This is a genomic window from Nocardia sp. NPDC003482, assembly GCF_053588115.1.
In genome coordinates this window covers 114369-134093 of the sequence record NZ_JBSFPI010000012.1, presented here as the reverse complement: position 1 = coordinate 134093, position 19725 = coordinate 114369, and the positions used below count along the sequence as shown (strand labels likewise).

The 19725-nt window shown below is 69.6% G+C and carries 22 protein-coding genes; 11 read left to right on the top strand and 11 right to left on the bottom strand.

Features of this window, described 5'->3' with window-relative positions:
• The first annotated feature begins 20 nt into the window (after window positions 1-20).
• The 5 genes from ACWDSJ_RS20475 (at window position 21) to ACWDSJ_RS20455 (ending at window position 2528) form a co-directional block, all read left to right on the top strand.
• Window positions 21-209: a hypothetical protein gene (locus tag ACWDSJ_RS20475; protein WP_387363645.1), complete on the top strand. Its 189-nt coding sequence runs from the start codon at window positions 21-23 to the stop codon at window positions 207-209.
• Between the two features lie 174 nt (window positions 210-383).
• Complete coding sequence (locus ACWDSJ_RS20470; RefSeq protein ID WP_450033595.1) at window positions 384-755, top strand: DivIVA domain-containing protein; 372 nt, start codon at window positions 384-386, stop codon at window positions 753-755.
• Window positions 752-1309 (top strand): DNA-3-methyladenine glycosylase I, encoded by a 558-nt coding sequence (locus tag ACWDSJ_RS20465; RefSeq protein ID WP_450033594.1) that lies wholly within the window; start codon window positions 752-754, stop codon window positions 1307-1309. Before ACWDSJ_RS20470 ends, ACWDSJ_RS20465 begins: the two co-directional genes overlap by 4 nt.
• 180 nt (window positions 1310-1489) lie before the next feature.
• Entirely contained in the window at window positions 1490-1657 is a 168-nt protein-coding gene (locus tag ACWDSJ_RS20460) for a DUF3117 domain-containing protein (RefSeq protein WP_019929283.1), read from the top strand.
• A gap of 16 nt (window positions 1658-1673) precedes the next feature.
• Window positions 1674-2528 carry a putative RNA methyltransferase gene (locus ACWDSJ_RS20455; protein WP_450033593.1) on the top strand — a complete coding sequence of 285 codons (855 nt, stop codon included), beginning with the start codon at window positions 1674-1676 and terminating at the stop codon, window positions 2526-2528.
• Between the two features lies 1 nt (window position 2529).
• Here the strand turns inward: ACWDSJ_RS20455 and glgA are convergent, their stop codons facing one another.
• Window positions 2530-3699, bottom strand: coding sequence for a glycogen synthase (gene glgA / locus ACWDSJ_RS20450; protein WP_450033674.1), 1170 nt, complete (start codon window positions 3697-3699; stop codon window positions 2530-2532).
• Window positions 3700-3838: 139 nt separating this feature from the next.
• Here glgA and glgC point away from each other — a divergent pair, with 139 nt between their 5' ends.
• Window positions 3839-5053 carry a glucose-1-phosphate adenylyltransferase gene (gene glgC, locus ACWDSJ_RS20445; RefSeq protein WP_387363632.1) on the top strand — a complete coding sequence of 405 codons (1215 nt, stop codon included), beginning with the start codon at window positions 3839-3841 and terminating at the stop codon, window positions 5051-5053.
• A 12-nt stretch (window positions 5054-5065) separates the two neighbouring features.
• Here glgC and ACWDSJ_RS20440 read toward each other — a convergent pair whose 3' ends face one another.
• The 7 genes from ACWDSJ_RS20440 to ACWDSJ_RS20410 form a co-directional block, all read right to left on the bottom strand.
• Window positions 5066-5287, bottom strand: coding sequence for a hypothetical protein (locus ACWDSJ_RS20440; protein ID WP_450033592.1), 222 nt, complete (start codon window positions 5285-5287; stop codon window positions 5066-5068).
• A 374-nt stretch (window positions 5288-5661) separates the two neighbouring features.
• On the bottom strand, window positions 5662-5898 hold the full coding sequence (locus ACWDSJ_RS20435) for a hypothetical protein (protein ID WP_450033591.1): 237 nt from the start codon (window positions 5896-5898) through the stop codon (window positions 5662-5664).
• Window positions 5899-6045: 147 nt separating this feature from the next.
• Window positions 6046-7704 carry an ABC transporter permease gene (locus tag ACWDSJ_RS20430; RefSeq protein ID WP_450033590.1) on the bottom strand — a complete coding sequence of 553 codons (1659 nt, stop codon included), beginning with the start codon at window positions 7702-7704 and terminating at the stop codon, window positions 6046-6048.
• A complete protein-coding gene (locus tag ACWDSJ_RS20425) occupies window positions 7701-8612 on the bottom strand; it encodes an ATP-binding cassette domain-containing protein (RefSeq protein ID WP_450033589.1) in 912 nt (303 codons plus the stop codon). The genes ACWDSJ_RS20430 and ACWDSJ_RS20425 overlap by 4 nt, the downstream gene beginning before the upstream one ends.
• A gap of 19 nt (window positions 8613-8631) precedes the next feature.
• On the bottom strand, window positions 8632-9294 hold the full coding sequence (locus ACWDSJ_RS20420; RefSeq protein ID WP_387363617.1) for a TetR/AcrR family transcriptional regulator: 663 nt from the start codon (window positions 9292-9294) through the stop codon (window positions 8632-8634).
• Between the two features lie 78 nt (window positions 9295-9372).
• Entirely contained in the window at window positions 9373-10050 is a 678-nt protein-coding gene (locus tag ACWDSJ_RS20415; RefSeq protein ID WP_450033588.1) for a phosphodiesterase, read from the bottom strand.
• 266 nt (window positions 10051-10316) lie between these two features.
• Window positions 10317-10964, bottom strand: a complete 648-nt coding sequence (locus ACWDSJ_RS20410; RefSeq protein WP_387363611.1) for an O-methyltransferase — start codon at window positions 10962-10964, stop codon at window positions 10317-10319.
• Between the two features lie 253 nt (window positions 10965-11217).
• On the opposite strand from ACWDSJ_RS20410, the gene sigE reads away from it, so the two are divergent.
• From sigE to ACWDSJ_RS20385, 5 genes are all read left to right on the top strand, one after another.
• Complete coding sequence (sigE, locus tag ACWDSJ_RS20405; protein WP_387363608.1) at window positions 11218-11886, top strand: RNA polymerase sigma factor SigE; 669 nt, start codon at window positions 11218-11220, stop codon at window positions 11884-11886.
• Window positions 11887-11931: 45 nt separating this feature from the next.
• Entirely contained in the window at window positions 11932-12315 is a 384-nt protein-coding gene (locus ACWDSJ_RS20400) for a hypothetical protein (RefSeq protein ID WP_387363605.1), read from the top strand.
• A 10-nt stretch (window positions 12316-12325) separates the two neighbouring features.
• On the top strand, window positions 12326-13873 hold the full coding sequence (locus tag ACWDSJ_RS20395) for a trypsin-like peptidase domain-containing protein (RefSeq protein WP_450033587.1): 1548 nt from the start codon (window positions 12326-12328) through the stop codon (window positions 13871-13873).
• 76 nt (window positions 13874-13949) lie between these two features.
• On the top strand, window positions 13950-14357 hold the full coding sequence (tatB, locus tag ACWDSJ_RS20390) for a Sec-independent protein translocase protein TatB (protein WP_450033673.1): 408 nt from the start codon (window positions 13950-13952) through the stop codon (window positions 14355-14357).
• A 154-nt stretch (window positions 14358-14511) separates the two neighbouring features.
• Window positions 14512-15348, top strand: coding sequence for a hypothetical protein (locus ACWDSJ_RS20385; protein ID WP_450033586.1), 837 nt, complete (start codon window positions 14512-14514; stop codon window positions 15346-15348).
• A 444-nt stretch (window positions 15349-15792) separates the two neighbouring features.
• On the opposite strand, the gene ACWDSJ_RS20380 is transcribed toward ACWDSJ_RS20385, so the two are convergent.
• The 3 genes from ACWDSJ_RS20380 to ACWDSJ_RS20370 form a co-directional block, all read right to left on the bottom strand.
• A complete protein-coding gene (locus ACWDSJ_RS20380; protein WP_450033585.1) occupies window positions 15793-16743 on the bottom strand; it encodes a glucosyl-3-phosphoglycerate synthase in 951 nt (316 codons plus the stop codon).
• Entirely contained in the window at window positions 16740-17618 is an 879-nt protein-coding gene (gene folP / locus ACWDSJ_RS20375) for a dihydropteroate synthase (RefSeq protein ID WP_450033584.1), read from the bottom strand. The genes ACWDSJ_RS20380 and folP overlap by 4 nt, the downstream gene beginning before the upstream one ends.
• 331 nt (window positions 17619-17949) lie before the next feature.
• On the bottom strand, window positions 17950-19716 hold the full coding sequence (locus ACWDSJ_RS20370) for a long-chain-acyl-CoA synthetase (protein WP_450033583.1): 1767 nt from the start codon (window positions 19714-19716) through the stop codon (window positions 17950-17952).
• Window positions 19717-19725: the final 9 nt, after the last annotated feature.

The window sequence follows — 19725 nt, the reverse complement described above, 5'->3', positions numbered from 1 at the left end:
CTCCTGTTGGAGGTATCGCCGTGAACACACCCACCCCCGGTGTTCGAGATCTGTGGCTGGCAGCCAGCCGCGACTGCGCACACGAACCGCTCGACCTCACCTACGACCGCGCGCGCTTCATCCTCGCGGTGCACGCGGGGCACGGCGGCGGCTGTCGTCAGTACCTAGCGGCGGCGGCGTACTGCTTCCGGCGCACCGGCGAACACTGAGCGACACCTCCGCAACGAACGAGCAGACTCCCGAGCCCGGCGCGCCGAATTCTCGAACTCGCGGCACGCTTTCCGCCGTGCCCGCCGGGTCGGGCGATGGGGGTCCGATCCGGCGGGCACGGTCGGCGCGACGCCGGTCCGTACCTGTCGGGCGCTGCCCCTATCCTCGTGCCTATGCTCACGCTGCTGCTGTACGTGCTCATCGTCGGCCTGGTCGCCGCGCTGCTGTTCGTGGTCGCGAGCGCGGTGTTCGGCCGCGGCGAGGAGCTGGGCCCGCTGCCGGAGGGCACCACGGCCACGGTCCTCCCGGCCGACGGCATCACCGGCGCCGATGTGCGGGCCCTGCGCTTCCAGCAGGTCCTGCGCGGGTACAAGGCGGGCGAGGTGGATTGGGCCCTCGCCCGGCTCGCCGCCCGCATCGATGAACTCGAGGCCCAGCTCACCCAGGTCCGCGGCCTGCCCGCCGAACCCCCGCCGATCCCCCAGGTGCAGCCGCCCGCGCAACTGGTCGAGGACACCCGCGCCGAGTCCCGGGACGCCCGATGACCGGCGACGATCGGATCCGCTGCGCCTGGGCGGAGTCCTCGCAGCTGTACCGCGACTACCACGACGAGGAGTGGGGCCGCGAACTGCACGGCGACGACGCGCTGTTCGAGCGGATGTGCCTGGAGGCGTTCCAGTCGGGGCTGTCCTGGATCACCATCCTGCGCAAGCGGCCCGCCTTCCGCGCGGCGTTCGACGGGTTCGTCATCGAGCGGGTGGCCGCCTTCACCGACGCGGACGCCGAGCGGTTGCTGAACGATCCCGGCATCGTCCGCAATCGCGCCAAGATCGAATCCTGTATCGGCAACGCCCGGGTCGCCGCCGAGCTCGACATCGGCCTCGACGAGCTGCTGTGGTCGTTCGCCCCGCCGCCGCGCCCGCGCCCGCGCACGACCGGAGACGTGCCCGCGGTGACGCCCGAATCCGTTGCCCTGGCAAAGGAACTGAAACGCCGAGGCTTCCGTTTCGTCGGTCCCACCACGGCCTACGCTCTGATGCAGGCGACCGGTATGGTCGACGATCATCTGGCCGATTGCTGGGTCTCCCCGCGCGGGTGAACACGCGCCACGGCGGTCGGTTTTCGAACTCAGGTACCCGCCCACTTCCGTGATGAGGAAGAATGGGCGGGGTGCAGCCCTCCGGGCGCGGTTTCCGCGTGCGGGGCGGCTGCCGGTTGGTGACAACACGAGTTCCAAGAAAGTGCGCAGCAGACCGCGCGGATCTGGAGGGAGCAGAGGATGGCGGCCATGAAGCCCCGCACCGGGGACGGTCCCCTCGAGGCAACCAAGGAAGGGCGTGGAATCGTCATGCGGGTTCCACTCGAGGGTGGCGGGCGTCTGGTCGTGGAGCTCACGCCGGAAGAGGCCGCGGCCCTCGGCAAAGAGCTCACCGAAGTCACCAGCTAGTCGCTCGTCGTCATCGATGCCGGTGAATTCCGGCGCCGAGCCGCTCACCGCGGTCGCGCGGTTGCTCGCCTGTCCCGAATGCCGGGACGACATGGCCGTGCGCGACCGTTCGCTTGCCTGCGCGCGGGGCCACAGTTTCGACCTCGCCCGACAGGGCTATGTCAGCCTGCTGACCGGTGCGTCGACCAAGATGAGCGGCGACACCGCGGCGATGCTGGACGCGCGGGCCGCCTTTCAGGGTTCGGGTCGTTTCGCCCCGATCGCCGACGCACTGGTCACGGCCGCCACCGCGGCGGCGCCCCCGCGCACCCTGCTGGAAATCGGCTCCGGCACCGGCTACTACCTCGCGGCGGTGCTCGACGCCGCCCCCGGCGCGCACGGCATCGCCCTGGACGTCGCCAAACCCGCGGCTCGTCGCGCCGCTCGCGCGCACCCTCGCGCCGCCTCGATCCTCGCCGACGCCTGGCGACCCCTCCCCCTCCGCGACGCGACGATGACCCACGTCCTGTCGGTCTTCGCCCCCCGCAATCCCGAGGAGGTCGCCCGCGTCCTCGCCCCCGAGGGCCGCTTCGTCGTGGTCACGCCCACCCCGAACCATCTGGCCGAACTCATCGAGCCGCTGCGGATGGTGCGGGTCGACGAGGCCAAGGACGACCGGCTCGCCGAATCCCTGTCCGCTCGTTTCGAGCTGGTCGACCGGGCGCGGGTGGAGTATCCGATGCCGCTGGGGCACAACGATATTCGCGATGTGGCGGGGATGGGTCCCTCGGCGCACCACGAGGCGGCGGAACGGGACGAGCGGATCGCCGGGCTACCGGAGATCGTTCGGGTGACGGCCTCGGTGACGGTATCGACGTACCGGCCGCGGTGAGTCAGCCCTTACGCACACTCTCGTACAGCGCGACGGTTTGGCGAGCCACCTGCGACCAGTCGAATTCGGCCATGGCCCGATCCCGGCCCGCGACGCCCAGGGCATGGGCGAGGTCGGCGTCCCCGGCGATCGCGTTGACCGCCTCGGCGAGGGCGTGCTCGTAGTCGGCGGGACGTTCGCCGTCGTAGTGCACCAGCCGTCCGGTGACCCCGTCGGCCACCACCTCGGGAATTCCGCCGACATCGGAGGCGACCACGGCCGTACCGCAGGCCATCGCCTCCAGATTGACGATGCCCAGCGGTTCGTAGACCGACGGACAGACGAAAACCGTTGCGGCGGAGAGTATCTGGCGTACCTGCTCGGTGGGGAGCATCTCCCGGACCCAGAACACGCCGCCGCGGCTGCGGGCCAGCTCGGCGACGGCGGCGGAGACCTCGGCCTCGAGCTCGGGGGTGTCGGGGGCGCCCGCGCACAGGACCAGTTGCAGGTCCGGATCGAAGTCACGGGCCGCGCGGACCAGGTGGGCGACGCCCTTCTGCCGGGTGATCCGCCCGACGAACGCGATGATCGGCAGATCGCGCCGGACCCCGAGTTCGGCGAGCACGTCGCGGGCCTCGGGCGCGGGATCGCCGGGATGCCAGGCGAGGGCGTCGATGCCGTTGTGCACCACGTGCACTCGCGCGGGATCGATGGTCGGGTAGGCGTCGAGCACGTCGTGGCGCATGCCCTCGCTCACCGCGACGACCGCGTCGGCGTACTCCATGGCGTTGCGCTCCGACCACGACGAGAGTCGATAGCCGCCGCCGAGCTGCTCGGCCTTCCACGGGCGGCGCGGTTCGAGCGAATGCGCGGTCAGCACGTGCGGCACCCCGTACAGCGTGCCCGCCACATGTCCCGCGAAGCCGGTGTACCAGGTGTGCGAGTGCACCACGTCGATCTCGCCCACCGCGTCGGCCATCCGCAACTGCGCCGACATCATCTGCACGGCCGAATTCGCCGCGTACAGATTCGGATCCGGTTGGTGCACCACGGCGTCCGCGCGGGCCACCCCCATGCAGTGCACGGTCACCTCGCAGATCTCCCGCAACCGCGGGACCAGCTGGGTGACGTGCACCCCGGCGCCGCCGTACACCTCGGGCGGCCATTCCCGGGTCAGCATCGCCACCCGCAATCGCTCGGGCTCGTGACCGCCATCCGCGCCGAAACTCACCGCTCCAAACTAACGGCTCCGGAGCGAGCTTGCCCACTCGCGCCGGTCGGTCCGGCCCGCAACCCAGCGGACGCGCCCGGGAACCCTGTAGGTTGGATTTGTGAGGAGCCAGCCGCACGTACTCGGGATCGTGCTCGCCGGCGGTGAGGGCAAGCGCCTCTTCCCGCTCACCAAGGACCGCGCCAAACCCGCGGTCCCGTTCGGGGGCGCGTACCGGCTCATCGATTTCGTCCTGTCCAACCTCGTCAACGCCGGATATCTGCGATTGTGCGTACTCACGCAATACAAGTCGCACTCGCTGGACCGGCACATCTCCCAGACCTGGCGGCTGTCGGGATTCACCGGGGAGTACATCACCCCGGTCCCGGCCCAGCAGCGGCTCGGCCCGCGCTGGTACACCGGCAGCGCCGACGCGATCCTGCAATCGCTGAACCTCATCTACGACGAGGATCCCGATTACATCGTCGTGTTCGGCGCCGACCACGTGTACCGCATGGATCCCGAGCAGATGGTGCAGCACCACATCGACTCCGGCGCCGGGGTGACGGTGGCCGGGATTCGGGTGCCGCGCGCGGAGGCCAGCGCGTTCGGCTGCATCGACTCCGACGAATCCGGCCGCATCACGGGCTTTCTGGAGAAGCCCGCGCATCCGCCGGGCACGCCCGACGATCCGAATATGACCTTCGCCTCGATGGGCAACTACGTCTTCAGCACCAAGGTGCTCGTCGACACCATCCGCGCCGACGCCGACAACTCCGACTCCGATCACGACATGGGCGGCGACATCATCCCGGCCCTCGTCGCGCAGGGCGAGGCGAGCGTGTACGACTTCGCGCGCAACGACGTGCCCGGCTCCACCGACCGCGACCGCGGTTACTGGCGCGATGTCGGGACGATCGACGCCTTCTACGACGCGCACATGGATCTGGTATCGGTGCACCCCATCTTCAATCTGTACAACCGGCACTGGCCGATTCGCGGGGCCGCGGAGAACCTGCCGCCCGCGAAGTTCGCCCAGGGCGGCCTGGCGCAGGAGTCGATCGTCGGCGCGGGCAGCATCCTGTCGGCGGCGACGGTCCGCAATTCGGTGCTGAGCTCCAATGTGTTCGTCGAGGACGGCGCGACCGTGGAGGGCAGCGTGCTCATGCCGGGCGTGCGGATCGGCCGGGGCGCGGTGGTGCGGCGCGCGATCCTGGACAAGAACGTCATGGTCGGCGAGGGCGAGATCATCGGCGTCGATCTCGCGCGGGACCGGGAACGGTTCGCGGTCAGCAACGGCGGCGTGGTGACCGTCGGCAAGGGCGTGTGGGTCTGAGACCCACCCGGCCTACCCCCAGCCGGACCCCGGCGGGGGCGGCTCCTGGGTGACCGTGCAGAACGGGTAGCACGACCCTTTGGGCACCGGCGCGGGTTCGTGAAACACGTTGTTGGTCACCAACAACAGCACCAGCAGCGCGACGAACACCGCGAGCCCCAACGCCACCGCCGCCAGCACCAGCCATCCCCGCGGCGCCAACGCCTCGATGATGATCCCGCGTTGGAAGACCATCCCATCTCCTCACCCGCTACCCAAACCCCTTTGCGCTCAATGATAACCACCCGGGGGTACGACGCGGCGGCCCCGAGATCGAGGGGCCGCGATGGCGGGCGGGGAACAGCGGGCCCCAGATGGGCGGGGCCACAAGGACACCCGCGCCGGGCTCCGGGCCAGCGGGCTCGAGATCAAGGGTGCGGTGCGGGGTGGGGAAACAGCGGCCCCGGATCAGCGGAGCTGCAAGGACACCCGCCTTGGGCCCCGAGATCAAGGGCTGCGGTGCGGGGTGGGGAAACAGCGGCCCCAGATCGGCGGGGCTGCAAGGACACCCGCCTTGGGCTCCGGGCCAGCGGGCTCGGGACCGAGGGGCTGCAACGCGGGGCTCGGGATCAGTGGGGTTGCGCGGGCGCGAGACTGCCTCCCGTGCAGAACGGTTCGCAGGTTCCCGGGGTGGTCGTCGGGACGGTGGTCGGGCTCGGGTCGAAATGCGCGTTGCTCACCAGGACCATGACAACGATGGCCGCGGCGAGCACTCCCAACAGCACCACGATGGCGGGCCACAGCCAGCCGCGCGGCATGTGCTCGCCGAAGAATATTCCGACCTCACCGTATTCGTCAGCGGCCATCGCTCGTCCCTCCGCATCGCAGCCGTCGGACACCCGGATGCTCGTCGGGCCCGTGCTCGACTCGCTGCCGACCGGATACCCACCCGCGCGGGGGAAAACCTCGGCCGCCCGCCCCAGTATCCCGGAGCGGGCGGCATTCGGCGAGGGCTACTGCCGCAGATCCCGGCGCCGGAACCCGATGAGCCCCACCGCCGTCAGCACGATCCCCGCCCCGATCATGATCACCACGGGCGCCGCCCGGAACGCCTCGGCGGGCAGCTTCGGCAGGTGACTGTACGGAGCCAGATCCAGAACCCATTGCGGCACACCGGAAACCGCGCCGAGCAGATACACCGCGAGGGCGGCCACGAACACTCCCCAGGCCACCGGGGCCCACCGCGGCACCAGCCCGAACAGCACGATCGCCACCCCGGCGAACAGCCACACCGCGGGCAATTGCACCAGCGCCGCGCCCAGCACCCGCGGCAGTTTGCCGCCGATGTCGTCCGCGGCGACGCCGTAGACCAGACCGCCCACCACACCGGCCACCAGCAACATCACCACCGGCCCCAGCACCGCGAAGACCAGATGGGAAGCGGCCCAACGCATCCGGCCGATCGAGCCGGTGAGCACGGTTTCGGCGTGCTGCGTGCTCTCCTCGGAGTGCAACCGCAGGGCGGCCGAGATCGCGTACGCGGACGCCGCCACCCCGATGAGCGTGTACGCCATATTGACGAAGCCGTCCTCGACGACCTGCGCCCCGCCGAGCCGCGCGATGATGTCGGCGACGGCCTTGCTGTCCCCGAGCTCGTCGCCCAGATCGTGGATGACACTGCCGAACACCAAGGCGTACAACGCGATTCCGATCGTCCACGCCAGCAGGGTGCCGCGCTGCAAGCGCCACGCCAACCCGAACGGCCCGGTCAGCGCGGGCCCCGCGGCCGGTGCGCCGAGCCGTTCGGCGATCATGCCCGCGCCCAGATCCCGCCGGTTCAGCAGCGTGTACGCCACCGCGACGAGCACGACCGCGGTGACCGCGTGCAGCAACAGGACCCCGAAGTGGTTGCCCGCGAATGGCCGAACCTGCAACGACCACCCCTGCGGGGAGAGCCAGGTGAGCACGCTGGTCGACCCCCCGGCGGAGCGGACGTCGCCGAGCGCGCGCAGCCCGTAGCACGCCGCGAGCACCGCGAAGGCGATGCCGCGCGCGGTGCGGGCGCTCGCGCTCAGCTGCGCGGCCACCGCGGCGACGGCCGCGAACACGATGCCCGACGCGGCCTCGGCGAGTCCGAAGGCCAGCGCGTCCACGCCCGGTTCCCCGGCGCCCGCGATGCTGGCGGCGCCGATCAATCCGGTGACGAGCGCGCCGCCACAGGCGACGATCAGCGCCGCCGTCAGATTCGCGAAGCGGCCCAACCGGGTCGAGGCCAGCAGTTCCTCCCGCCCGGTCTCCTCCTCGGCGCGGGTGTGCCGGATGACGACCAGGATCGTGGCGACCCCGATCAGCGTGTGGAACATGCCCGCCTTCCACAACCCGGCCGCCGCCCCCGAGGTGGTGTTGTAGATGGGCCCGTACATGGCCAGCATCGCGGGATTGGACAGAATGGAGTGCGCGAAGTTCTGCACCTGCTCCGGCGTCGAGTACACCTTCTCGGTGCTGTCGATGTACACGCTGCCCAACGGCGCGGACAGCAACAACACCCACAGCGGCAACACGATCCGGTCGCGGCGCAGATACAACCGCAGCAACCTCAGCGTGCCGGTGAAATCCCCACCGCCCCGGGCGAATTCGGCGGGACGGGGACGGGCGACGGTGGCCGTGGTCATTTCGACGCCTCCGCCAATTCGCGTCCGTTGATCGAATAGTGCCGCAGGAACAGCTCTTCCAGCGTCGGCGGCTGGCTGATCAGGCTGCGCACCCCGACGTCGCCGAGCACCCGGATCAGCTCGCCCAGATGCTCACCGTCGACCTGGCAGTGCAGGGTGTGATCGTCGATGCTGATGTCCTCGACACCCGGGATCCGGCCGAGATCGCCCGGGTCACCGAGCAATTCGGCCTTGATCGAGGTCCGCGACAGATGCCGCATCTCGGCCAGCGTGCCGCTCTCCACGGTCCGGCCGTCGCGGATGATCGTGACCCGATCGCACAGCGCCTCCACCTCGGAGAGGATGTGGCTGGACAGCAACACCGTCACGCCCCGCTCGGCCGCCTCCCGGGCGCAGTCGCGAAACTGCTGTTCCATCAACGGATCCAGGCCCGAGGTGGGCTCGTCGAGCAGCAGCAGCCGCGCGTCGGAGGAGAACGCCGAGACCAGCGCGACCTTCTGCCGATTGCCCTTGGAGTAGGTGCGGGCCTTCTTGCGCGGATCGAGTTCGAAGCGTTCGATCAGCTCCGCGCGCCGGTCGGCGTCCAGGCCGCCGCGCATGCGGGCCAGCAGGTCGATGGTCTCCCCGCCCGACAGCGACGGCCACAACGTGACATCGCCTGGGACGTAAGCGATCTCGTGATGCAGCGCGACCGCGTCGGCCCAGGGATCGCGGCCGAGCACGCGGGCGTCACCGGAGGTCTTGGCGAGGATGCCCAGCAGGATCCGGATGGTGGTCGATTTCCCGGCGCCGTTCGGGCCGAGGAAGCCGTGCACCTCCCCCTCGACGACCTCGAGGTCGAGGCCGTCGAGGGCGTGCACCCGTCCGAAATGCTTGTGCAGATCTCGGACGCTGATTGCCGATGACATCGAATCTCCTTGTGAGATCTCAGAGTTCGCCGCCACCCCCCAGCAGGGTGTCGTACGTGGTGGAGTCGGCGAACAGGCCATTGGTGAAGATGTCGACCGCCGGCAGCATGACCTGGTCGGCGTAGTCACGCAGCGCCTTGCGGTAGTCGAGCTTGCCGCCGTGGCGTGCGGTGTAGAGCTGGAGGAAGAAGAAGAAACCGCCACCGTTGTGCATCGCCAGGTAACGCGCGGTCGCCTTCAGATCCGGTTGGGGGCGAATGGTTCCCGCTTCCACACCGGCGCGGAGGTAGCCCTCCACGTCCTCGACCATGTGCTCGAACATGGTGACCATCAGGTCGCCCCCGGCTTGGAAGCTGCGCATCAGATAGGCGGTGTAGGGCGCGAAGTCCTCCATGTCCGCCATCGCCTCCAGCAACCCCTTGGTGGTGGGGTGGCGGATGTACTCGGTCTTGACTGCCCGGATGACGTCCCGCACGTGATCGTCGCACGCCTCCCGCAGTCCCTCCTTGGAACCGAAGTGGTGATTGACCAATCCCGGGGACACCCCCGCCGCCGCGGCGATGGCGCGCACCCCCACCCCGAACCCCTGCTCGCCGAAGACGACGACGGCGGCGTCCCGGATGCGGGCGCGGGTGCTCAGATCGTCGGCGGATCCTTCCGGTACGGCTGCTCCTTTAAACACATGTTCAATATACTAAACGCGTGTTCAATCCGCACGCAAGAGCCAATCTACCTGCGTTTCGGTGTCCTCGGACCCGGCTCAGCGAATCTGCCAGCCCTGGAAGGCGGGCATGCCCTCCTCGGCGACGGCCGCGTGCTCGCCGCGCCCGTCGCGGCTTCCGGCGTAGGCCCATTCGCGCAGCGTCGCCACCGCCTCCGGCAGCAGACGCACCTCCGGCGGCCGGTTCAGCACCGGATCGAAGAAGCCGGGCGCGGCGTGCTCGCCGATCTCCGGCCGGGACAGCGTGATCTCGGCCAGCGTCCGCTCCGGACCCAGCAGCGAGGACGACCGCAGCGTGAAGCCCAGCCGGTGCCCGTCCCGGTAGTCGCACAGCGACTGGATCGAAACCGATTGCGGCTGAGCCGAATCCGGCTCCGCGAACACCCACGCGGGCGGACCGCCGAAGAACGAGTAGGCCATCAGACTGCCGTACCGGGCCTGCGCCCAGCTGCGCACCGGCCGCACCACGAACCGCCCGAGCGTGCCGGTGCCGGTGGTGGCCAGCGCCAGATCCCACGGCCGATCCTGCCAATCCAGCACGCGCACAGCCAATCCCAGCGCGTCCGGAATCCCGCCGGGCATCCCCGTGGCCTTCGACATACGCGCCAGCGCGGGCTTGTCGCGCGCCCCGATCAACCGGGCGTAGTCGTCGTCGACCGCGTGCAACCACCCGGTGAGCGGCAACCCCTCCGGATGGAACACACGCGCCCGACGCACCCGCGCCAGGGCCGAAAACGTCTGGGCTACAATACGATCCGGAAGCGGCATGCGATCACCTCGGTTCTGATGGCCGGACAGCGGCCCGGCCGACGCGTCCACCCCTCGCCATACCCAGTCCGGGGCGTCGCCAATCAGCCGGGGTGCCATCGGGCCGCGCCAGGCGCCAAGCAGCCCGTCGCCCACGGGGATCGGCGCCCTGTCGCGCTCACCCCCGCGAGGCGCACAGCAGTCCGTCGCCCACCGGGATCAGCGCCCTGTCGCGCTCACCCCCGCGAGGCGCAGAGCAGTCCGTCGCCCACCGGGATCAGCACGCACGTCAGGTCGGGGTCCTCGGCGATGGCTCGGGTGGCCGCGCGGACGGCCTGGGTCGCCGGGTCGCGCTGGGCCGGGTCGGGGACGCGGCCGCCCAGCAGGGCGTTGTGCAGCACGATCGCGCCGCCCTCGCGCAGGAGGCGGACGCCCTGCGCCACGTACTGGGGATGCTCGAGCGGGGCGGCGTCGATGAACACCAGGTCGTAGGCGCCGTCGGCCAGGCGCGGCAGCACGTCCAGCGCGCGGCCGTTGATCAGGCGGGTGCGCGCGGGCGCGATATCGGCCGCCCGGAAGGCGTCGCGGGCGGCGCGCTGATGCTCGGGTTCGGAGTCGATCGTGGTGAGGGTCCCGTCCTCCCGCATCCCGTCCAGCAGCCACAGTCCACTGATCCCCGCGCCCGTACCCACCTCGACGACCGCCCGCGCGCCCAGGAGCTGGGCATACATACTCAGCAACGCACCCACCGACGGCGGCACCGGCCCGGCGCCCAGCTCGGTGGCCCGCTCCCGCGCCGCGAGGAGGATCTCGTCCTCGACGACCGAATCCTCGACATAGGCGAGGTTGCGCTGCGCGGCCGCAGCAGTGGGTAACTGACTCACGGGTATGAGGCTAACGGCGGAGGCCCGTCGGCGTCGCCAACGACGAGCCCGTTCGTTTTCTCAGGTGTCCCTCAGCCTCCCCATACGACGGCCACATCGGGACCCGACAAAGTAAGGGCTACGCAAAGGCCGGCCGACCGCCGGGCGACGCCGCGGGAACAACCGGCTCCGACGATCGGTTGTCTCGTTTGCACCACGAACTGTCGTGGTATTGCGCCGACCACGGTCCCGAGTAGGAGGTAACCCCATCCACATGGTCGATGCGGCGCGTGAGTTCGCCACCCTGCCCGAGTCCGGCCTGCCGATCGACGGCCCGGCCGACTACGAGCTGCCCACCGCCGAGGACGGCGACCCCGTCCCCGACAACGACAACCTGTCCGGCACCGCGGCCTTCGACGCCACCGGCGACCGGACCATGATGCCCACCTGGGACGAGCTGGTCCGCGAACACGCCGACCGCGTCTACCGGTTGGCCTATCGCCTCACCGGCGATCCCCAGGACGCCGAGGACCTCACGCAGGAGACCTTCATCCGCGTGTTCCGCTCGCTGTCCAACTACCAGCCCGGCACCTTCGAGGGCTGGCTGCATCGCATCACGACCAACCTGTTCCTGGACATGGTCCGGCGGCGCAACCGGATTCGCATGGAGTCGCTGCCCGACGACTACGACCGTCTCCCGTCCGAGGGCCCCGGCCCCGAGCAGGCGTACCACGACTCCCGGCTCGACCCCGATCTGCAATCGGCGCTGGACTCGCTCGCGCCGGAGTTCCGCGCGGCCGTGGTGCTCTGCGATATCGAGGGCCTGTCCTACGAGGAGATCGGCGCCACGCTCGGCGTGAAACTGGGCACCGTGCGCAGTCGGATCCACCGTGGGCGCCAGGCACTGCGCGAGTACCTTGCGCATAATGAGAAGGTCGGGTGACGCGACCCGGCGCAGCTGAAGTTCCGTCGGAAGGGTGTGCACCGTATGAGTGGCGAGGATGCCGCGGCGAACCGACCCCGATTCGCCCCCACCGAGCATCTGGCCAGTGAGGCCATCGCCGCCTACGTGGACGGCGAGCTTCGCATGAACGCCTATCTGCGCGCCGCCGAGCATCTGGCCAAGTGCGCCGAATGCGCGGCCGAGGTCGAGGCCCAGCAGCAGGCCCGCGTCGCGCTGCGCCGCGCCGCGCAGATGCAGATCTCCGCGCCCACGAATCTGCACGACACCCTGAGCCGCATTCCGCTCGCCGACCTGACCGGGCCCGGCGTGGACGAGATGTCGCGCGGCACGAGTTTCCTCGGGCTGCGGGCGGATTCGTTCCACTTCGTCTCCGACAGCAGGCGGTGGACCGGCTGGTGGCGCAAGTAGAGTTCACCCCGTGACCTCCGACTCCACGAACGCCGGATCGACCTCCGAGGATCGCGGCGCGTCGGATTCGGCCGCCGACAGGGGGAACCTGAGGCCGCCGGACGCGCCCGTCCTGGGTCCGCGCCCGGTCTATCGCCCCCACATCGACACCCACACCACCCGGGCGTTCCGTCGCCCCAGTGGGCAGGCCGGATCCTTCGCCCCGCACACCCCCGCCGCCGCGACGCCGCGCCACGACGGTCCCGAACTGGTGAACCGTCCGCCGGACGCGGTGCTGGCCGAGGCGTTCGGGCGGCCCGAGGGCTCCACCGAAGTGCTGCAACGGGATCCGGACGCGACCGACGAGACCACCGCGGCCGCGCCGCCCGCCGATCCGTGGCGCGATCCGGATTCCGGTGCGCGCCTGGGCGATCCCGCGATCCCCACGCCGCGGACCCAAAGCCTGCCGCCCGCAACGAAACTCAGCGCCCGCGAGGTCCTCTTCGGCGGCCGGGTGGCGCCCAAGGCGCTGGCCCTGCTCGGTGTGCTGGCGCTGCTCATCGGTCTGGCCGGCGGTCTCATCGGGCGGCTGACGGCCGAGACCACCGCCGCGCTGACCTCGCGCAAGGTCACCCTCCAGCAGGAGGGTTCGGGCGACAAGCCGCGCACCCAGGTGGCCAAGGTCGCCGACGCGGTCGTGCCCGCGGTGGTGTCGATCCGCGAAACCGTCGGCGACAACGGCGCGCTCGGCTCGGGCGTGGTGATCGACGGCAACGGCTACATAGTCACCAACAACCACGTCATCTCGATGGCCGCGATGGACAAGTCCGGCAAGGCCAAGATCCAGGTGTCGTTCTTCGACGGCAAGAAGGCCCCCGCGCGGCTCGTCGGCCGCGATCCGAAGACCGATCTGGCCGTGCTCAAGGTCGACGTCACCGGTCTGACCGTCGCCCGCCTCGGCAAATCCTCCGATGTGCAGGTCGGCGACGACGTACTCGCCATCGGCTCGCCGCTGGGCCTGACCAAGACCGTCACCTCCGGCATCGTCAGCGCGCTGCATCGCGCGATGGAGGAGCAGCCCGAGGCCGGGGACGACTCCGCGGGCGCGTTCGACGCCGTGCAGACCGACGCCGCGATCAACCACGGCAACTCCGGCGGCGCGCTCGTCGACGACCAGGGCCGGTTGATCGGCATCAACACCGCCATCCGCAGCGAGAGCGGCGGCTCGGTCGGCCTCGGCTTCGCCATCCCGGTCGACCTCGTGCAGCAGGTGAGCCAGACGCTGATCCGCGACGGCTCGGTGCATCACCCCGACATCGGCCTGAGCGCGCGCACCAAGCCGATCGAGAACGACAACCTCAGCGGTGTGCAGGTGGCCGACGTCAAGCCGGGCGGTCCGGCGGCCAAGGCCGGAATCGGTGAGGGCGACATCATCGTTCGCGTCGGCGATCGCGACGTCACCGAGAAGGCGGAGCTGACCGTCGCGGTCATGTCCCATCAGATCGGCGAGACGGTGAACGTTCAGCTGATTCGCGACGGCCGCCGCGTGGACGTTCCGGTGCGCCTCGAATCCGACTGAGACCCGGCGGGCTACCTGGTCCGGCGCGCGTCGGCCCAGGTAGCCTGTCTGTGTGTTCAACATCGGCTGGCCCGAGATGGTGATCCTGGTGGTCGCCGCGTTGGTGATCCTGGGTCCCGAGCGGCTGCCCGGCGCGATCCGCTGGACCGCGCAGAGTCTGCGGCAGGTCCGCGACTACGCCAGCGGCGCGACGACGCAGCTGCGCACCGAACTCGGACCCGAACTCGACGAATTGCGTAAACCGCTCGAGGAACTCAACGAGTTGCGGCGGCCGTTCAACGACTTCCGGGGAATGACGCCGCGGTCGATGGTCACGAAACATCTTCTCGACGGGGATGATTCGTTGTTCACCGGAAAGTTCGACAAACCGACCAGTACTTCTATTGGTTCGGAATATTCCCCACCGCTGGATTACACTCCGCCGGAGACGCCGAAACCGCTGTCGCGCAACGAAAAACCCCCGATCGACTTCGACGCGACATAACGATTTCCGCAGGGTTCGGCGCAAGTTACCGGCCATGCGGGTGATCGGGAGGTGTTTTCGCAGGCCAATAGGGTTGCGGGACAGCGATTAGGGGGTCGGGGGGTAGTCAAGCCGACTGGACACATCCGGCTGTCGAGCGCTCTAGACTGCGCACATGTCAGCCGACGAGGTGGCACGGGTGTTCGCTATCGAGGACAAGGTCGAGCGCCTGAAAGCGGCCACCGAAGGGGTTGCTCAGGCCCAGCAGACCATCAATGAGCTCACGCGTATTCGACGGGCCGTCATTCGCGAATTGCACGCCGAGGGGTGGACCTTCGCCAGAATCGGTGCGGCGGCGGGACTTTCACGCGCGCGCATCCATCAGGTGAGTACTCAGGGTCCGGTGCCGGAGGGGCTGTTCTTCGGCCACGGCCCGTTGACGATTCTCGCCCCCGACGTTCGCAGCACCACCCGCGCGGCTCCCCTCGTCGGCGCTCCCGATCCCGCGGCGCCGCATCGTCTCGTGGAGTTGTTGCGCGAGTTGGGTTTCACGGTCGCCGTCGAGCGCTTCCTCCCCGGCCGCCCCCTCGACCTCGACCGCGAGGGTCTCATCGTCCTCGGCGGCCCCGAACTCTCCCCCAGCCTCCGCTACCTCGTCGCCGCCGACCCCCGCCTCCGCCGCACGGTCGCCCGCGCGGGCCGGGTCCGCCGCGGCATCGAGGACCGAGCCGCCCGCCGCGTCTACCGCCCCGGCGGCACCGAACCCTACGACATCGCCTACCTCGCCCGCCTCCCCCGCCCCGACGCCCGAGGCACCGTCCTAGTCATAGACGGCCTCCACCCACCCGGCTCCCTCGGCGCCATCCGCCTCCTGGCCACCCGCCTGGCCACCCTCCACGAACGAGCCACCACCCACCCCTTCTCCGCAGTAGTAGGCGTCCGCTACGACCGCAACACCGGCGAACCCCTGGAAGCCGACCTCCTAACCCCCATCTACCGCCACGAAAGGTGAACTCCCCCAGGCTTACGAACCCAGCCGCACCCCTTATTCGAATCCGCACCCGTTGCAGGGCTCCACAAAGAGTGCGGATCCAAATAAAGGGTGCGGCTGAGCTGCCTACACCTGGGGGCGTTCAGTTCAGCGGACCACCCCCAGGTACACGAACCCAGCCGCACCCTTTATTCGCAAACGCACCCCTTGCAGGGCTCTACAAGGGGTGCGGATCCGAACAAGGGGTGCGGCTGGGTTGCCTGTTCATGTCGGGGCTCAGTGCTCGCTATGACGTGAACCCCTTGGTGCCTCGCCACGGCGGGACCACTCAATACCCCGTCATGGCGGGACCACTCAGCACCCCGCCTCGACGAGACCACGTTGTACCCCGCCACGACGAGATCACTTTGTACCGCCGCGGCGAGACCACTAAGTACCCCGCCACGAGCGAAGCGAGTGGTGGGGTCAGGCCGCCACTCTCGACGGCCGGAGGGTGTTCATCGGAGGGCGGTCGGCGAGGGAGACCTCTGTGGAGAGGGCCGTGAATTCGTCGCCTATCAACGGGAATTGGGTGAGGGCGGCGCCGGAGTCGCGGATTCCGCTGCGGCGCAGCATGGTTCCGACTATCTGGCGGCTCATGACGCCGAGGTCGGAGAGGGGGCGGTTGCGGTGGGTGCGGACGCCGAGGTTGACCTGGGCGATGGCGGGCAGGCCGAGCAGGTCGTAGGTGTCGAGGAGCAGACCGATCTCGACGCCGTAGCCGGGGGCGAAGGGGACCGCGGTGAGCAGTTCGCGGGTCCCGGCGTATTCACCGCCCAAGGGCTGCAACACCTTCGACAGGTCGGGGCGCAGAGCGGACAGCAGCGGGCGGGCGACCAGCTCCGTGACCCGGCCGCCGCCGTTGTGGTCCACCGACTGCCCCTGCCGCAGCGGGCGCCGGTAGTACGCCTTCACCAGATGCGTGTCCTCGACCGTCAGCAGCGGGCCGAGCAGCTTGGGCACGAACATCGGATCGGGGTCGATCAGATCGGAGTCCACGAAGGCGATGACGTCGCCGCTCGTGGCGGCCAGCGAGCGCCACAGCACCTCGCCCTTACCGGGCACCGGATCCAGTTCGGGCACGGCCTGTTCCCGGGTGACCACCCGGGCCCCGGCCGCGCGCGCCCGTTCGATCGTGGCGTCGGTCGAACCGGAGTCCAGCACGACGAGTTCGTCGACGAGCGTGCCGAGCAGCGGCCGGATGCTCGCCACCACCTCGGCGACGGTGCGTTCCTCGTTCAGCGCGGGCAGCACCACGGAGACCGTGCGCCCGTCCTTGGCGGCGACCAGTTCGTCGACCGTCCATTCGGGGCGGTCCCAGGTACGGGAGAGCGCCCAGTCGGTTGTGTTGTCGAGAATTTCGGGGTTGGTTGTCATACCAGACCTCGCAAGGTTCGTGCGGGGGGCCGGATGCCCTGGATCGCGGCGATCATGTCCACCACGCGCCGGGTCGCGGCGACCTCGTGGACACGGAACACTCGGGCGCCGGCCGCGGCGGACCACGCGGTTGCCGCCAATGTGCCCTCCAATCGCTCGGATAGACCGACACCAAGAGTCTCTCCGATGAAATCTTTATTGCTCAACGCCATCAAGACTGGCCACCCGGTATTTACAAGAACGTCCACAGCCCGCAACAGTTCGAGCCCGTGGTAAGTGTTCTTGCCGAAATCATGGGTCGGATCGATCAGAATCGAATCCTTGGCGACACCCGCCGCGGCGGCCTCCTCGGCGGCTCGCACGACGGTCTCGGTCACCTCGGCCACGACATCGGCGTACCGCACCCGATGCGGCCGGGTCCGCGGGCGCGCCCCGCCGGTGTGACTGCACACGATCCCCACCCCCAGCTCCGCGGCCACCCCCACCAGTTCCGGATCGGCCCCCGCCCACGTGTCGTTGATCAGATTCGCCCCCGCCGCGACCGCCGCCCGAGCCACCCCGGAGCGCCACGTATCGATACTGATCAACAGCTCCGGATACGCCTCCCGAATGGCCGCCACGAACGGCACCACCCGCCGCGCCTCCTCCGCGGCGTCCACCTCCGCCCCCGGCCCGGCCTTCACACCCCCGATGTCGACCAGATCCGCCCCCTCGGCCACGGCCCGCCCCACCGCCGCCATGGCCGCCTCGTCGCTGAACGTGGCCCCCCGGTCGTAGAACGAGTCCGGCGTCCGATTCACGATCGCCATCACCAACGCCCGATCCCCCGCCACCGGCTTCCCGCACAAAGTGGACAACCCCGGCGTCGAACTCATGCCCCCGACTGTACCGACCCCTGTCCCGCCCCTGCCTTCGGCGGGAACATGAGAGAAGGCGAGCCGGGAACATGTGAGAAGGCGAGCCGGAAACATCGGAGACAACGACCCGGGAACATGGAAGACAACGACCCGGGAACACGGAAGACAGCGGCCCCGGAACGTGAGGCAAGCGCGAGAGACCCGAGCAGCAACCCCACAGCGGCCCACCACCCCAACGCAAGGCACCCCAGCCGCACCCTTTATTCGGATCCGCACCCCCTGCATAGCCATACAACGGGTGCGGATCCGAATAAGGGGTGCGGCTGGGTTCGTGGGCCTGGGGGGGCGGTCAGGGCCGGGGGGCTTTGCCGGCGGCTACCTCTTCGGGGTACGTGTCGTAGAAGGGGATGTAGCCGTCGGTGCGGGTGGTGAGGACGTAGAGGTCGGTGTGGTCGTCGGGGGTGTAGGCCTGTTTGCGGAGGTCTACCTTGCGGCTCTTGAAGGTGGAGGTGGTCTCCAGTTCGGGGACGACGCGGATGAAGAGGGGGACGGCGTAGGTGGGGAGGCGGTCGTAGAGGTGGGCGGCGACGGCCTTGCCGTCGAAGTCGGCGCCGGGGCGCAGGGTCACCGCGGCCATCCCGGCCTTGCCGTCGGCGCCGGGGACCTCGACGCCGTAGACGACGGCTCCCTCGATCGAGGCGGCGCCGTCGAAGGCGCCCTCGACCTCCGTCGTCGCCACGTTCTCCCCCTTCCACCGGAACGTGTCGCCCAGCCGATCCACGAACGCGATGTGCCGCCAGTGCTGATCCCGTACCAGATCGCCGGTGTCGAACCAGCAATCCCCGTCGGTGAAGGCGTCCCGGACGAGCTTGGCCTCGCTCGCCTCCCGATCGGTGTAGCCGTCGAAGGGCGAGCTGTCGGTCACCTTCGCCAGCAGCAGCCCGACCCCGCCGGGCCGCACCCGCCGCAGCCGCCCGTCCGGGAAACGCTCGGGTTTGCCTGTGGCATCGTCGAATTCGACCACCGCGTAGGGCAGCGGCCCGAATCCGGCCGTCCGATCCACCCCGAACGCGTTGATGAACGCGATATTCGCCTCGCTCGCCCCGTAGAACTCGACGATCCGCTTGATCCCGAACCGCTCACGGAACTCGTCCCACAGCTCCGGCCGCAACCCGTTGCCCACCGCGAGCCGCACCCGATGCTGCCGCTCCTGCGGCTTCTCCGGCTGATTGATCAGATACCGGCACAGCTCGCCGATGTAGATGAACGCCGTCGCCCGCGAGGCCACCACCTCGTCCCAGAACCGCGACACCGAGAACTTCCGCCCCACCGCCAGCGTCGCGCGCGCCCCGAGCACCGCGCCCAGCGCCACCGTCAGCGCGTTGTTGTGATACAGCGGCAGACAGCAGTACATCGTGTCGTCCCCGCGCAGCCGAATCCCCAGTGCGCCAAGGCCGTTCATGCTCTTGGTCCACCGCAGATGCGTCATCACGCTGGCCTTCGGCATGCCGGTGGTGCCGGAGGTGAAGATCAGGAAGGCGCGTTCGCGGGCTCGAATGTCCTCGCACACAGGCGGATTCGTGGCGTCCGCGCCGCGCGCCAACTCCTCCAGCGCACCGGACCACAGCACGTTCGCGGGTTGCTCGGGCAGCGTGTCGAGCGCCTCGCGGCATTCCTCGCCGATCACGTTCACCACGCTGTCGAGCAACCCGAAACTGTGCGCCAGCACCTGTTCGCGCTGATTGGTGTTCAGCAGGCCGACCGTCGCGCCGAGCTTCACCGCGGCCAGCACCACGAACACCGTCTCCGGCCGATTGGTCATCAACACCCCGACCACATCACCGCGCCCCACCCCGCGTGCGGTCAGCACATCGGCGTACCGGTTGACCTCCGCGTTGGCCGACCCGTAGCTGTAATCGCGCCCCTCGAACCGCAGGAACGGCCGATCCGGCACCCGCTCGGCCGCGCGCTGGAAATACAGCCCCACCGACGACCGATCGTGCCCGCGCACCAACATGCCGAGCGCGCCGCGCAGCATTCCGGGCGCGTCCCACGCCATGCCGGGCAGTCGGCGGGCCAGATCGAACAGGGAGACGTTACGAGCGTCGGCGGTCACGGGTCCCTC